Source organism: Vibrio sp. Vb0304 (genome assembly GCF_033338995.1).
GTDB classification, from domain to species: Bacteria; Pseudomonadota; Gammaproteobacteria; order Enterobacterales; family Vibrionaceae; genus Vibrio; species Vibrio alginolyticus.
Window position 1 is genome coordinate 37,804 of the sequence record NZ_JAWOTT010000001.1, and the last position, 14,969, is coordinate 52,772.

The window sequence follows — 14,969 nt, forward strand, 5'->3', positions numbered from 1 at the left end:
TTTTATTCCTTGTCGACGATGAATCCTTGGAATACCTCAACAAAATGTTCAGTGAGGAAGTCCAACTGGATTTGAGTTTCGATGCGCGATGCGATAGTCGTAATACCAAGGTTGTGGGCAGTACGAGAGATCGACGTTAGCGTGAATTTCTGTTTTTCGTCGTGCAAGTTGTGTGTGAATAGGTAATCGAGCTTCACATAGTTCGGGCGGAACTCTTGGATGTATTCCAAAGATTGGAAGTTACGTCCGTAGTTATCTACGCCGAACTCAGCACCTGATTGGCGAATGGCATTACATAACAGTGCTGTGTGGTGAGGCTGATCGATAAAGCATTCCTCTGGAATTTCAAAATGTAGCTTAGAGGCCACTTTGGCGTGTTTTTCCAGCATGCTAGTTGTCCAGCGAATAAACGATGGTTGAGATAAGCTGCTTTGCGCGATGTTAATCGCGACTGGGTCATTAAGTTCACCATTTTCTAGCATCTTAATCATTGATTCAATGACATACTGGTCAAAGATGTTGGTGGCGTCTAACTGTTCTAGTGCGAATAGGTATTGATTCGCACGATACGTTTCACCATCTTTTTCGATGCTTGAAAATACTTCGTTGTGGAATACTTTACCCCATGTGTTTTTCGCAGCTTGGAAACGGAATTTAACCCAATCACTATGAATGGCTTCTTCAACCAACGCTTTCCATTGCTGTTTACCCATCAAACTAGAAGGTGTATCACTGCCAATGAAGCCGTATGGCTTGTCTGGTTGCGCTTTGGCTTTCGATAGTGCGTTGTCCACCATCGAGAGGATTTCAGAGCGCGTTTTCTGATCTTTGCTGTGTGCAACCCCTAGTGACGCTTTAGGTTTTGCTAAGCCTGTTGGGTCAGTATTTAGGCCGTTAACACAATTGACGATGCTGTCCGATAAAATGCGTAACTCGCTCTCATCCATATGAGGGAAAAGCAAGCCGAACTCATCACTAGACAAGCGAGCAATAGTGGCACCCGGTACATCAATGGTGTTTTTCAAACGTTGAGACAGTTCTTTAACGTGGGCATCTGCGCGTTGGTAATCTTTGGTCTCGTAAATGTCCCCAATGTATTCAGCATGGAGTAGCGCGATACCCCCTTGCGTTTGCTCTGCAAGCCATTGGTCGATTTGGTTGATGTAGAATGAGCGGTTACCCAATTTAGATATAGGATCGAGGTAAGCCTGAGCACGCAGACGTTGCGCCTCTTTGGCTTGCTCTTTGAATGATAGCTCGATTTGAGCAGACATCATGTTAATGCCATCTACCACCGCGATAAGATCTTTGGTTCTTGGACGAGCAAGCGGTTCACCAAATTGGTTATTCGCGATTTCATGCATTTTATTTACGATGGCCGTTAATGGTTTTAGCGAGCGACGTAGGATGTATGAAATTGCCACTAAACCAGCTAGAAAAATAACACTGAATACAGACAGCAAGCCAATAAAACCTTGCCAGAGCTGCTCGTAAGCTGCGCCTGGGTGACTAATGATTTCTACTTCGGCGAGCTGCATCCAACCACTGGTCACAACACGCTTATCGTGAATCGCTTTAAATAGATTCATGTCGATAAACCATTGTGGCACCGTACTTGGTTTAACTGGGTAAGTACGCACGATCTGGTAGTCAGAATCTAATGCTGTAAGACGAACAACGGAGTAGGTGCTGCCGTCAAATAGAGCATTAATCACGGACTCAACCGCGACTTTATCTTTGTCCTTTAGGTAAGGAGCCAGTGCCAAACCTACGGTGTTAATAGTGTTGTTGACCTCTGAACGTTGCTGTTGCTCCAAGCTGTCTCGAGTCGTGTTGAATTGGATTACGAATACTGATGCCAACAAGAGTATAAAGACCGTAACCATCCCCACCACAAGCTTCTTATATAGGGTCATGTTTCTCACTCGTCATAGTTAATTTTAGGTTTATTTAACTGCAACTTACGTTCGCGCGAGCGTAAGTCATTCCAAAGGCTCAACCGTGATGCTTTCCCTGCTAGCTCTCCAGTGCTAGCAGATGACTTCATCAACCACAGGTTTGTACCATTAAAACTGTATATCGGTAGCAAGTCGCTACGCTTAGAGGCTCGGACAATGTCAGGATTGATATTATCGAGAATGAGCGGCTCAGAACTTGGGGTAGGGTAGTAAGCTAATACCATGTGAAACTGATTCAGTTCGATGGCTTTTACGTATATTAAACGCATCTTTGAATCTGGTATTCCTAGCTCGAGTAAAGAGAAGTACTTAGCAATAGTGAAATCTTCACAGTCTCCTGCGTTACTCCCTAAAAATTCGAGTGGCGTAGCCCAATAATCTGTCTTTCCCCACAGTTTTATGTCGTCAACGAAATACAGCTGATTAAAAAAGTCGTTAACGCCAGCGAGCTGTTCATGAGTCTCTAATTGTTTAAATAAGTCGAGGTTCTTTCGCCATGTATTTACGCGCAATCCCGCACGTTCGCCGTACACCGCTGTGACCGTATTGACCCATCGTTGTTCTTTACTGTTCAGCGCACCAAGTTGGAACGACAAACAACTTAAGCTGATTAATAATGTAACTTTACGCTGCAAATTGGATCGCATATTCGACTCGTATCACAAGTATACTCTTCTAGAGAGTTCGTCAGTGAGAAATAAGTGCTTTTTATTTAATCACTTATCGCTCAATACTCCCTATCGCGAGTATCTTAATGTGGTTTACTCCTTCAAGGCGTTCGTTTTGGCACTTAAAATCGGTTTAAGTAGATATTCCAAAACGGTTCGCTTCCCTGTGATGATATCGACCGATGCTGTCATTCCTGGAATGATTGGTAAATCTGCATCTTGACCAAAGTTTGTTTTTTCGGTGCGTACACGAACAATGTAGAAGCTGTTGCCTTCTTCATCTTGAGTGGTATCCGCGCTGATATGTTCCAACTCTCCCTCTAAACCGCCGTACTTTGTGAAGTCGTAAGCTGTAAATTTCACGATAGCATGAAGATCTGGGCGTAAAAATGCGATGTCTTTTGGCGCAATTTTCGCCTCTACCAATAGTGTGTCTTCTGTTGGTACGATCTCGACGATATCCATACCAGGTTGGATAACACCACCGACAGTATTGATGTTCAGTGTTTTGATTTTGCCTGTTACTGGCGAATTCACAACCGTTCGGTTTACTCTATCTTCCAAGCCCACCGCTGATTCAACCAAAGCAGATAACTGGTCTTGGGCGCTGTTGAGTTTCTCTTGCTGTTCAGAGCGGAATTTGAGTGCAACATCAATACGGTTGAGCATGGATTCTCGAATCGCTGATTGCAATACGGGAATCTTGAGCTCACTGGACGTCATTTCACGACGGGTATCGTTGACTTGGCGCTGTAATTTGAGCAGTTCAATACGAGGAACAACGCCCTCGTCTGCCAAAGGTTTGGTGATATCGAGTTCTTTTTTCGCGTATTGGTAGCTTTGACGCAAGTTCCTTACTCGTGCTTGGATCTCTACCAAGTCCTGCTGCTTTTGCTGCACTTGTTGGTCAATAACAGAAAGTTGGTTGCGTAAATTATCTAGATCTTCGCGATATTCTGCTTTTTGACGCTGTGTGAGTTGAGGTCGAGTCTCTTCCAAGGTTGGTGGGAAGGTCAGTTTACCGTAATCAAGTAGTACACTTTGACGCCAGTTTTCCGTTTCAAAATCACGATTAACGGCAACACTGTTAATAGAAGCGGATAGTTGCAGCACAGATGCGGTAAGGTTGGCAACTTGTTGCTCACGTTCACGAAAATCTGAGCGAAAGCGGGTGTCGTCGATAAGCAGTAACTGTTGGCCTTTTTCAACCAACTGGCCTTCTTTGACCAAGATTTCTTTGACTAAGCCACCTTCTAAGTTTTGGACTACTTGTATCTGTGAGGAGGGAATCACTTTGCCTTGACCAACCGTGACTTTGTCGATTTCAGCCCAAGATGCCCAACCTATTGCTGCAATGAAAAATAGCACCATAACCCAGAGCATAAAACGCGCGCTGTTGGGGGTATTGAGGAGCAATGCTGCAGTTTTGTCATCAACAAAATCCAACTCTTCATCGTTGAGTTTGTTGTAGTTATCTCGGCTCATCACAGTCCCTGCTTATATAATTACGGATTATCTTTTTGATCTTATTATTATTAACCGATCATGTCAGCATGCTCGGCTAATAAAATATGAGAAGAGGGTTATTCTCTCTTCAAATGAGCTTTCTTACACTTTCTAAATCAAACAAAAGCATAATTAGCGCCGGAGTATAGCTATTACGCCTTGAACTTGGCTTTATCCAACTGATGTTTTTTTAGTTTGTCGTACAAGGTTTTGCGTGATACCTGTAATTCTAGTTGAACCTCTTTGAGTCTGCCGCGATGTCTTTGCAATGCATCGAATAACAAGCAATATTCAAAGTATTCTGTGCGCTGAGTCATACTCTGAATTTCAAGACTTTTCTCACTGTTCCAATCTTCCATTCTAAAAGTATCTGGCTTGAGGGCACGAAGTTCAGCAAATTGGCGTAGCTGCTTAACGTTTTCTGGCCATTCGAGACTGGTGAGGTGTTTGACCTCTTCTAGGCTGATATGTGGCGGCTGTAACTGATATCGACTCGCGGTGTGGCGCACAAAGTGCTTGTATAAAGGCCCTATATCTTCCTTTCTTTCATCGAGCGTCGGTAAGTGAATTAGAGTCGCCAGGGATTTTAGAGGTGGCTCGGCTTGGGTGGTCGCGCCAAAAACACGCTCAAGTTTTGGGTGCTTGAATAAGTATTCCCATTGCTCAAATGATACATGCTCTGCGCTATGTAAGTACAAACTGCAGTGGCGTTTTCCTTCACTTAAGCGGTGTATGGCTTTGTCGAGCGCTTCTAATGAAAGCTCATAGAGGTCTTCACCAGAAGCGGCGATTAGCTCACTATCCGGTGTTGCATGTATGTCGTGGGCAAATTGTGCAGCGAGTCGCCGACCCGTACCATCTTGACCTACAAAAATGAGCGGCTGGCTTGTGGGCGCACTGATCAAGGCGCGACGAATGCTCACCATGGCCTTACTGTGACCAATCATTTTCGGACCAACATGAGTTTGCATGTCGAGCTCTTTCTTAAGCCAGATGTTTTCTTGCAACAAGTTCAGTTTATCGCTGGCATTGTTGAGCGATTTCATGAGCTGTTCCGTTGAAAACGGTTTTTCTAGAAAGTCGTACGCGCCGCTTTTCATCGCATCTACCGCGGTTTTCACATCTCCATGTCCAGTAAGTACGATGAATTGAAAGTGATCGTTTTTGCTTCGCAAAGTTCGCATAAACTCCAAGCCATCCATCACGGGCATATGGATATCGGTAATGATAATCGCAGGCGTATTTGAGTCGATTACGCGTAAGGCTTCTACTGCGTTTGGTAAGCAGGTGACGTCTATCCCTTCAATCAGCAGGGCTTGAGACACGGCATCACGAATGTGTGGTTCGTCATCAACAAAGAAAACTGAGTTATTCATGGTCGTTTTCCACTTCTGGAGTACGTTTATTCTGATTGACTATTGGTAGCGTCACGATAAAGGTCATGCCTCCTGCTTGTTGTTCTGTGTTCTGATGTTTATAGGCACAGAGGGAGCCGTGATAGCTCTCTAAAATGCGTTTGGAGATGGTCAAACCTAATCCTAAGCCCTCTGGCTTAGTCGTAAAAAATGGGTCGAACACTTTTGCTAGGGCTTCGTCTGACATCCCTGGTCCGTTATCGGAAACAAGAATGTCGCAACTGTCATCATGACACTGAACAGCAATGGATATTTGCGGATCGATACAGTGGTTTTCCATCGCTTGTGCGGCGTTGTGGAAGAGGTTTATCAGCACTTGTTCTAATTCAACGCTGTGAATGGCCAGCTTCACATCATAGTCGATGGCCGGAACTTTTAGTGTTACTCCTTGCTTAATAAGCTTGTTGCTCAAAATGCTGGTGGCAGTATGTACCGCGTCGTGCAGTACCGCGATTTCATTGTGTGAATCGTGCGTGGCTTTCCGAGTAAAGACTTTTAAGCGGGCAATGACTTCCGAAATGGTGTCATTGAGTGTCAGCATTTTGCCCAAGTTGTCAGCGACCATTGGGTATTTTTCCATTGCCAACAAACGCTGCGAGTTTTCGGTATAGGTTCTTAGTGCGGAAAGTGGCTGATTTATCTCATGATTAATACTGGCTGATAGCTCGCCCAACAATGCCAATTTCGCGGCTTGCGTCAGTTCTTGTTGTGTTTGTTTAAGCTCTTGTTGGCTTTGCTCATATTGGCGGATGGTCTGTTGTAGTTTTTGGTTGGCTTCACTCAGAACTAGTGTCCGTTGCACTACTTTTTCTTCTAGGCTCACATTGAGATGGGCAAGGCGTGCTTTGTTAACTAGGGTTTGGAACCACGCTAACGCAATTAGAGCAATGAGCGCATATAAGATCAGGAAGACGATATCGGCCTGTAAAACGGCGGCAAGAACGCTGTTGTGGTTAATTAAGGCAACGACGCGAAACCCTTTATCCAATAAGTGTGTTGCGTATGCGAGGTAATTCGGTGATAGAAGCAATTGATTGTCATCAAACTCCGTGACACCACTGTGTGCCGTTAACTCACCAAAATATTCGGGTAAGGTATCGCCATATTGACGCGTTTCGGTAAGTTCATTTATTGCGCTCGATGACAGTGGGAAAAGTGCACGATAGCGCCAGTCTGGTAAATTGCTCATAAACACGACATTGTGTTTATCTGTAATGAGTACGTCAGTCGTGGTTTGCGAAAGGCGCTGTTCTAATTGCTCCAAATTCACTTTTACTGTGATCACGCCAACGACTTCCTCATTTACCCACAGCGGAGATGAGAAGAAGTACCCACGTTTATTCGAGCGCACGCCTAATCCAACATATTGAGCGGGCTCACCGCGTCGCGCATTTTTAAAATAGGGGCGATAGCTAAAGCTAGAGCCAACAAACGTATCTTCTTGCTGAAAGTTACTTGAGGCAATGACTAACCCGGTGCGGTCATGAACGTAAATCGTATCGGCCAAACTTTGCTTCAACCAATCTGATAACAGTAGGTTGAGCTCTTGAGAGGGCGTTCCGCGCTCTACTGCTTTGAGTAGTCTTGGGTCGTGACTTAATAGGTTTGGTATCTGTTCAAACTTTGCCAGTTCGTAGTCCACTTCTTGTGACACTTGCGCGGCTTGTCTCTCTAGCTTTTGTTGCCATTGATCATGTTGGTATTGAGTTGCGTAATGATGAGTAAGCGCAAGCCCTGAAATGCCGACGGCACACAGTAGCAGTAAAAAATGACGTAGGGCTTTGGGGTTGAGTAAGTTCACGATCGGCTCACTGGTTTTTTGTGTCATGGTATCAAATGACGCACTGTGATGCTGTGAGCGGCAACGATAACAAGCACAATGATGTCCTTGTATTTCCTCAGTATCGGGAGCACAATCGACAAAAACGAGTGAAGGAGTAAAGATGGAACTTGCTGATATTCGTCGTGAGTACACCAAAGGTGGGCTGCGTCGTAAAGATTTGAAAGCTGATCCTATTGATCAATTTAATCTGTGGCTAGAGCAAGCAGTTGAAGCGGGTTTAACGGACCCGACTGCGATGACAGTTGCAACGGTTGATGAAAATGGCATGCCGTTTCAACGCATTGTTCTATTGAAAAACGTCGACAAAGATGGTTTTGTGTTTTACACCAACCTAGGCAGTCGCAAGGCCCAGCAGCTAGAGCATAACAGCAATATTAGTTTGCACTTCCCTTGGCATCCGTTAGAGCGCCAAGTTCATATTACTGGTGTGGCTGAAAAGCTTACCGCCGTAGAGAATATGAAATACTTTACTTCTCGTCCTAAAGAGAGCCAGTTGGCCGCAATCGCGAGCAAACAAAGTAGCCGTATTTCTGCCAGAGGTGTGTTGGAAGGTAAGTTTTTAGAGCTAAAACAGAAGTTTGCTAAGGGTGAAATACCAGTACCAACCTTTTGGGGGGGCTTTCGCGTAAAACCAAAGAGCATCGAATTTTGGCAAGGTGGCGAACATCGCCTTCACGATCGTTTTCTTTTCTCCCAGCATGATGGAAGTTGGGACATTGATCGTTTAGCGCCATAGGCTTATGGTCCCTGATGAGTAAACAAACACCGCCGAATTGGGGCGGTGTTTTTGTAGGTAGAAGCGATGCGAATTATCGCTCTCCATTCAACACAACCGATAATTGATGCTTAAGCAGCGTTTTGGGTACAACAGAGCCGTAGCCTGCTTCCATTGCTTTATCTATTAGCTCGTTCTTGCTGTTCGCTGCAAACTTATTACGTAAGCGTGCGACGTGACCTTCAACGGTTTTTGTTGATATGCCCATGACCTGAGAGATAAATTGAGGCTTTTTGCCATAGAGCAAGAGGAAAAGCGTTTCTTGCTCGCGGCATGTGAGCTTCTCTGGTTTTGGTTGTAAGTCAGAAAAACGAAAGATGGATTGTTGATTTGGGTTGGTACTGATTGCACGACAAACCCAATACCCGACTTCAATCACGGCGGTGTCGGTGAGTTCCCTTCCGTAGAAAATGGTGCCTACGATGTCGCCTTTGTCATCTCGCCACGGTGTTTTAGTAAATATATGTGCTCGCCAGCGGCCATCTGGATAAGGGTGGATATCCAGAATTTTTAGTGACTCGCCAGTTTCGAGAACGTGTTTATCCTGGCGTTGAAATTCTTGCGCGCATTCAGTGGTTGGGCTGGCCATATCAAAATCAGTTTTACCCAAGCACTCCTCGGGCGACGTGTGCCCTAACAGTTCTGCGTATTCCTGGTTTACGTATAGGAATACCGAATCTTTATCTTTGCATCCCCAACAACCTGGTAGCTGTTTAAGGAGGGATTGTTCTATGGTATCGACTGAAATATTCACAAAAGGACTCACTACATACTGCTTTTACCAATACAGAGACGTCCGTGTTACATGGCTCGTATTGATGTTGCCAAGTAGGCAGTTACGTTGCTAGAACACGTTCGTTGATTGGCGCTCAATCCAATTAAATTCATGGTGTTCGATGTTTTCGTCAGGTAGTCATAGACAACGACGAAATGGAACGAAGAGTTTAATTGGGAAAATGGTCTGTTTCATTACAGATATGTGCGCTCACGGATGTCCGCCAATGTTCGGCTTACAACTCGTATCGTCCTTGATCATGCTTCCTACAACTCAGTTGTAATGTGGTTGACGTTCATATCACTTGTGAGTGAAAGAGCAGCACCTAAGCATATGAGAGGGACAGTGAGACAAAAGCTATGATATCAGCTTATGCCATTGTTTTCATTGTTGAGAAGCGAAAAAAAAGCCAGCCTGAAGACGGGCTGGCAACACAAGATATAATCTTGTCGACGTGTAGAAGAGGTTCTAAATTACCTAGCGAGGGTCTGCTAAGTAAGTTAGAGGTATCAATGAGATACCGAGAGCTTTAGATCGTATGCATCTTAAAGCTCGATAACTAATGTATTGAATCAGAAGCATATTAGTAAGGGGGGAAATCCCTCTATGTTGAGTTTAAGAGTGGGTTTCGATCCGTTTCAGGGACGAGTTATCTAATATGGAGCACGGTGTTTTACAAAATAACAGATTGTTCGGTAATAAGGATCTTTACATTGATTGATTATGTATACGTAAGGTGTTGCCTATCTATCCGTTTTTGTTAATAAAATTGGTTGCTCACTGACCGTAAATTAACCTCGCATGATCATCGTTCCGGAACTATGATCATGTAAATGAACTTGATCATGCTGATTTGATCTTGTCGATTGAGTTGGGTAAAAGTTGCAACCCAACAAAGAAGGTATATGATGCGAAGACGTAAGCTGACCGTGTAAAGACGACTGTTTAAAATGAGTGACTCAGATAACCAAGAAATCCTTTCATATCAAGAGATTATGCTGCCAAAACCGGCGGAGCTGATCACACTTCCGTCTTATATGGATTGCCACGATCATTCTTATACGCAGATCGTGATTGGTTTAAAAGGGCAAGCCGAATTTGAAGTGCGCGGGCGAGGTAATTTTGTCGGCCCTGGTCAAGGTTGTGTGGTCACCGCATGCTCTGATCATGCTTTCGGTGGCGTCATCAATCAATCGGATATTTTGGTGCTGAATATGCCCAAACCGACAAATGATGATCCTGAAATGCTTCAAAAAATCAATAACCTGGAGAGAGACCATGTCTACTTCCAGTTAGATAGTCAAATTCAGAAGCTGATACAGATGTTGGTTCAGGAAATGCGAAACCATCCGGATGACCTGCTGTTAAGTCGTGCGTGTAACGACACTGTGATTGCGTTAATGCAGCGCCATATCTCGGCATTTGAGACCAGTCGAAAAGAGTCGCGCTTTGATTTGGAGGCGATTGATCGTTACATTGAGCAGCACCTGAGTCATAAGATTAGTGTGGCTCAATTGGCCGGGCGAGTGTTTCTTGGGGAAAGTCAGTTCCATTGCTTGTTTAAAGAGCAGATGGGGATTACACCTCATCAATATGTTCTCGGAAAGCGAATCGACATGGCTCGTGAATTAATCGAGCAAGGGCACCTTTCTTTAGGGCAAATTGCCGAGTTTACTGGCTTCTCAAGCCAGAGTACTTTTACTCATACTTTTACTCGCTTACAGGGAATATCACCTTCCCGTTATAAAAAACAAGTTGGATAACAACGCGTTTTTTTAGGTCAAATAATCATCAATCAGAATGAAGCCATGCACTATGCATGGTTTTTTTATGTTTTATTCACGTGACCTATCTCTCGTTTTTTTAAATTCTCTGTTCTTTGCAGTGGTTGATATGCCACTTGATCCTACATTTTCTCTTAGAACGAGCTCTTCACAAAAATCTTATTGATATTCTTGATATTTTGTTGTGAATGCAATGAAAAAATTAAAATTTACAACACAAAATATTACCTATTTGAATGTGACTATGTGGATGTTTTGTTATAAAAGCGAGTTTTTGGCAAAAATGTCGTAGTTTTTGACAAGTATTCTTATCGGCCTCAAAATACACTGCCAGCCATTGATAATCCTCGAAGCGGTTTTCGAGGAGTGAGATTGAGGAACACACATGTTTACAGCTACGAACGTGTTGACACCGGAATTTATCGGGCAGCCGCTTGATAAGTTGTGGTCACTGATCTCGCCATTATATATGGTGGACGAGTCTCAATGGCTAGAGCAACTATTGCCACTAGCGACGCCGACAGAGGATGAAAAATCGGCGATCACTACCCAAACGACCCACCTTATCGAAGCCATTCGTGCCGATAAGAAGTCAATCCAGATGATTGATGCTTTATTGCTGGAATACAGCTTAGATACTCAAGAAGGTATCTTGCTGATGTGTCTTGCAGAAGCATTAATGCGCATCCCAGATGCCGCGACAGCAGATTCTTTGATTAAAGATAAGTTGAGTGTCGCAGACTGGAAATCTCACCTGAAAAACTCTGACTCTGTGTTTGTTAACGCATCAACATGGGGCCTCATGCTAACAGGTAAAGTGGTTGGTCTTGGTGAGCAAGGCACCCAGAGCCCAGGTCAGGCTGTAAACCGTCTGGTAAATAAATTCTCTGAGCCTGTGATTCGTAAAGCCATGTATCAGGCAATGAAGATCATGGGTCACCAGTTTGTTCGTGGTCGTACGATCGAAGAAGCGCAAAAGAACGGTCGTCCAATGCGCGACAAAGGTTTCACCTACTCATTTGATATGTTAGGTGAGGCGGCGTTAACTACAGCGGACGCGAACAAGTACTTCAAAGATTACCTAATGGCGATCGAAGCGGTAGGTCGAGAAACTTACGGCAATGACACCAGTCCAGCGCCTTCGATTTCCATCAAGCTTTCTGCATTACATCCGCGCTACGAAGTCGCAAATGAAGAACGTGTAATGACAGAGTTGTATGACTCACTAATGCAACTACTAAAACGTGCTATTGAAGTCGACGTTGCAATCACAATCGATGCAGAAGAGGCGGATCGCCTTGAGCTTTCTCTGAAGCTATTTGAGAAAGTGTACCGTAGCGATCTTGTGAAAGGTTGGGGCAAGTTTGGTTTGGTTATTCAAGCCTACTCAAAACGTGCGCTACCAGTCTTGGTGTGGCTAAATGCACTCGCAAAAGAGCAAGGTGACGTTATTCCTCTGCGTTTGGTTAAAGGCGCGTACTGGGACAGCGAAATCAAGTGGTCTCAACAAGCGGGTTATGCAAATTACCCAGTATACACTCGCAAAGAAGCGACGGACGTTGCATACCTAGCTTGTGCTCGTTTCCTACTTAGCGAAGGGGTTCGCGGTAATATCTACCCACAATTTGCAAGCCACAATGCTCACACGGTGACGGCAATTGCTGTCATGGCGGAGCACAAAGAATACGAGTTCCAGCGCCTGCATGGTATGGGTGATTCACTGTATAACCATGTTATGAAAATGTACGGTCAGCCAGTACGTATTTATGCTCCTGTCGGTAGCCATGCTGATCTTCTTCCGTACTTGGTTCGTCGTCTGCTTGAAAATGGTGCGAACAGCTCGTTTGTACACCGTCTAGTTGATGCGCGTTGTCCGATTTATGAGTTGACCCATCACCCTGTGGATGTGTTGACGGGTTTTGACACGCTACACAACGACAAAATTCCATTGCCTGCCGATATTTTCCCTGAGCGTAAGAACTCATACGGCGTCAACATTGACATCGACAGTGAAGCGAAGCCATTTGAAGCTCAGGTCGAAAGCTTCATGGACAACCAGTGGGTTGCAGGCCCGATGATCAATGGTGAACGCTTTGCCGAAAGCATGATCAAGGAAAATGCGGCTGAGATCATCACCGCACCATACGATCGCCGAATTGAAGTCGGCAAAGTGGCATTTGCAACTCTTGATCACGTTTCCGCTGCAATTGATGCGGCGCAAAGTGCTTTCTCTGATTGGAAAGGTGTTCCTGTTGAGCAAAAAGCGGCTTGTTTAGAAAAGCTTGCTGACTTAATGGAAGAAAATCTGGCTGAGCTGGTGGCGATTTGTCACAAAGAAGCGGGTAAAACGATTCACGATAGCATTGATGAAGTTCGTGAAGCAGTGGATTTCTGTCGTTATTACGCGAAACAAGCGCAAAACCTACAGCCATTTGAGCTAGAAGGCTTTGATGGTGTGAAACGCATTTCTAGCCGTGAAGGTCTTGGTGTGTTTGTGTGTATTAGCCCTTGGAACTTCCCGTTGGCTATCTTCCTTGGTCAGGTGACGGCAGCACTGATTGCGGGTAACACAGTGGTTGCAAAACCTGCTGAGCAAACAAGCTTAATTGCCGCTCGCGCTATTGAACTAATGCTTGATGCTGGCTTCCCTGCAGGTGTGATTCAGTTACTTACTGGTCGCGGCGCTGAGATCGGTCATGCACTGACTTCTCATGATGCTATTGCTGGTGTGGCATTCACTGGCTCAACGGCAACGGCGCAACGCATTAACGTTACGCTCGCGGAGCGCAGCGCGAAACCAGTTCCGTTTATTGCGGAAACAGGTGGCCAAAACGCAATGATTGTGGACAGTACTGCATTGCCAGAGCAGGTGGTGCGTGATGTGATTCGTTCGGCGTTTGCATCTGCTGGTCAGCGTTGTTCTGCCCTCCGTGTTCTATTTGTACAAGAAGATGTAGCAGACCGTATGATCAACCTGATTCAGGGTGCGATGAATGAACTGCATGTTGGTTTACCTTACCTACACAAAACAGATGTTGGTCCGGTTATCGACAGCAATGCAAAACAAAAACTCCTCGCTCACCTTGAGCAAATGAGCAAAGCACAGACTAAAGTCGCTCAGCTACAGCTGGATGAATCGTGCCAGCATGGTGACTTTGTCTCACCAAGTGCGTTTGAAATCTCGGGCATCGATGTGCTGAAAGAAGAACAATTTGGTCCAATCTTGCACATTGTTCGCTTTAAAGCGTCTGAATTACCGAACGTGGTTGCGCAGATCAACAAAACGGGTTTTGGCTTGACGATGGGTATCCATAGCCGTAACGAAACCACGTACCGTTGGATTGAGAAGCATGCTCGAGTAGGTAACTGCTACATCAACCGAGACCAAGTTGGTGCTGTGGTTGGTGTACAGCCGTTTGGTGGTCAAGGCTTGTCAGGTACTGGCCCGAAAGCTGGTGGTCCACACTACCTATTCCGATTTACTCAACATCTTCTTGCTCAAGCAGAAAACGCATAAGGAGTCGCATTATGGTTCATCAGATCACCTATTTTAAAGATGCATTCTCTGCGTGGGAGCAGTGGAATCTGACTGATTTTGATTACAAATGCGAGCATGTTCTGGCATTTAAATCTGCACTAGAAGGGCAGCAGTCTACCGTTGCCAAAGTGGTTTCTTACCACTTGCAACAAGCATCAGCTCTTCTTGCAGAAACTCACCAGTTAGTTGGCCCTACAGGGGAAACTAACGAACTGTATGCCGCAGGACGCGGTGTGGCTTTGGTGATTTGTGAAAACAACATCGAGCCTGCTGATAATGCGTTATACAGTGCTTTTGCGATGATCACCTGTGCCTTAATTGCAGGCAACAGTGTGGTCGTTTGCAGTGACAATGCAGAGCTAAACCAATTGGTTAAGCAAGCTGTAGCGTTGGCAAACTTCCCATCTAACTTAGTCCAGGTTGTTGCGTACGATGCGTCTGCCCCGTTGCTTGAGAGCGATGTACGTAGTGTGGGTTATGTTGGGCGTTCACAGATTGAGCATGCGCTCAATCTTCAACTAGCTAAGCGTGACGGTGCAATCGTCGGCTTAGTTTCTGAAACGGATTTAGAGTCACCGAAATTGGCTCATGATCCTCATCTCTCGTTGCGCTTCATTACTGAGCGCACTCGAACGATAAATATTACCGCGGTGGGTGGTAACGCAACTCTACTCGAGTTGGGGAACGAAACTCACTAACCTGACTTG

10 protein-coding genes are annotated in these 14,969 nt (G+C 45.0%); 4 read left to right on the plus strand and 6 right to left on the minus strand.

All coding sequences use genetic code 11. The annotated features are described in order from the left end of the window. Positions 1–2: 2 nt before the first annotated feature. From R7P35_RS00165 to R7P35_RS00185, 5 genes are all read right to left on the minus strand, one after another. A complete protein-coding gene (locus tag R7P35_RS00165; RefSeq protein ID WP_005374560.1) occupies positions 3–1,916 on the minus strand; it encodes an EAL domain-containing protein in 1,914 nt (637 codons plus the stop codon). A gap of 5 nt (positions 1,917–1,921) precedes the next feature. Further along, positions 1,922–2,605: a transglutaminase-like cysteine peptidase gene (locus R7P35_RS00170; protein WP_005374561.1), complete on the minus strand. Its 684-nt coding sequence runs from the start codon at positions 2,603–2,605 to the stop codon at positions 1,922–1,924. A gap of 114 nt (positions 2,606–2,719) precedes the next feature. Continuing rightward, positions 2,720–4,111, minus strand: coding sequence for an HlyD family type I secretion periplasmic adaptor subunit (locus tag R7P35_RS00175; protein ID WP_005374562.1), 1,392 nt, complete (start codon positions 4,109–4,111; stop codon positions 2,720–2,722). A 173-nt stretch (positions 4,112–4,284) separates the two neighbouring features. After that, positions 4,285–5,508: a sigma-54-dependent transcriptional regulator gene (locus R7P35_RS00180; protein ID WP_005374563.1), complete on the minus strand. Its 1,224-nt coding sequence runs from the start codon at positions 5,506–5,508 to the stop codon at positions 4,285–4,287. Continuing rightward, positions 5,501–7,375: an ATP-binding protein gene (locus tag R7P35_RS00185; protein WP_213904662.1), complete on the minus strand. Its 1,875-nt coding sequence runs from the start codon at positions 7,373–7,375 to the stop codon at positions 5,501–5,503. Before R7P35_RS00185 ends, R7P35_RS00180 begins: the two co-directional genes overlap by 8 nt. Positions 7,376–7,490: 115 nt before the next feature. Here R7P35_RS00185 and pdxH point away from each other — a divergent pair, with 115 nt between their 5' ends. Beyond that, the gene (gene pdxH, locus R7P35_RS00190) at positions 7,491–8,126 is read left to right on the plus strand and encodes a pyridoxamine 5'-phosphate oxidase (RefSeq protein WP_005374570.1); all 636 of its coding nucleotides are present in this window, start codon (positions 7,491–7,493) and stop codon (positions 8,124–8,126) included. A 73-nt stretch (positions 8,127–8,199) separates the two neighbouring features. Here pdxH and R7P35_RS00195 read toward each other — a convergent pair whose 3' ends face one another. Beyond that, complete coding sequence (locus R7P35_RS00195; protein ID WP_017820063.1) at positions 8,200–8,919, minus strand: PAS domain-containing protein; 720 nt, start codon at positions 8,917–8,919, stop codon at positions 8,200–8,202. 971 nt (positions 8,920–9,890) lie between these two features. On the opposite strand from R7P35_RS00195, the gene R7P35_RS00200 reads away from it, so the two are divergent. The 3 genes from R7P35_RS00200 to R7P35_RS00210 all read left to right on the plus strand — a co-directional run bounded on the left by R7P35_RS00200 (position 9,891) and on the right by R7P35_RS00210 (position 14,960). Further along, on the plus strand, positions 9,891–10,703 hold the full coding sequence (locus R7P35_RS00200) for an AraC family transcriptional regulator (RefSeq protein WP_213904661.1): 813 nt from the start codon (positions 9,891–9,893) through the stop codon (positions 10,701–10,703). A 406-nt stretch (positions 10,704–11,109) separates the two neighbouring features. Continuing rightward, positions 11,110–14,241 carry a bifunctional proline dehydrogenase/L-glutamate gamma-semialdehyde dehydrogenase PutA gene (gene putA / locus R7P35_RS00205; RefSeq protein WP_053303957.1) on the plus strand — a complete coding sequence of 1,044 codons (3,132 nt, stop codon included), beginning with the start codon at positions 11,110–11,112 and terminating at the stop codon, positions 14,239–14,241. 11 nt (positions 14,242–14,252) lie between these two features. After that, a complete protein-coding gene (locus R7P35_RS00210) occupies positions 14,253–14,960 on the plus strand; it encodes a delta-1-pyrroline-5-carboxylate dehydrogenase (protein ID WP_005392153.1) in 708 nt (235 codons plus the stop codon). The last annotated feature ends 9 nt before the right edge of the window (positions 14,961–14,969 follow it).